This is a genomic window from Streptococcus infantis, from assembly GCF_001579645.1.
GTDB lineage: Bacteria > Bacillota > Bacilli > Lactobacillales > Streptococcaceae > Streptococcus > Streptococcus infantis_E.
In genome coordinates this window covers 417,581-418,219 of sequence record NZ_KQ970818.1, presented here as the reverse complement: position 1 = coordinate 418,219, position 639 = coordinate 417,581, and the positions used below count along the sequence as shown (strand labels likewise).

Here is a 639-nt window from a genome sequence, read left to right as displayed (position 1 = left end):
TGCTGTTCCAATTGGATCAGTATATTCTGGGACTTCTACTACTGGGGCTGGTTCGTCACCCTTACTTGTTATTGGAGCATCAGGTTTAGCGGCTTGGTCTTTCAATTGATCCAAATAATTTGCAAAGTATTCAAGCATTCTATTAGTCAATAGGTGATTGTCAGTTGCATATTTCATACTAGCAACAACACTTGCCACTTCTTCTTGATTGCTCTTGTCAGTCAATTTTTGAGCTTTAGCCAAGGCTACTTCATATGCTGATGTATCAAGACCTGCTTCAGCAACTTGCGGACGAGCGAAGATCAATTCTGCAGCTGATTGATATTGGTTTTCTGTATCACCGTAGGTTCTTGTTCCAGTTAGAACAATCTTTTTAGCCTTGATAGTCTTACCAAAGTCAATATCTTTTGGTTTATTATTGTTAGCCCAATTGGTTGCATTGAAGGTATGTTCCTTACCTGTTTCATCCGTTACGACAAGAGTGACATCTCTCAAGTTACCATTTGATCCTGAACCACGTGGAACGTAACGGAAGCCAGTAATTTCAGTTGGTTCCTTCAAGACCATAGTTGCAGGTTTACCAACATCTCCTCCGCTCCATGATGTATGCCATAGACTTGACACGTTGCTATCAAAGGC

At 40.8% G+C, this 639-nt stretch carries 1 protein-coding gene; it reads right to left on the bottom strand.

The annotated features are described in order from the left end of the window. A partial coding sequence (locus tag SINDD18_RS01975) for a discoidin domain-containing protein (protein WP_193750816.1) occupies positions 1 to 639 on the bottom strand: 639 nt, incomplete at both ends.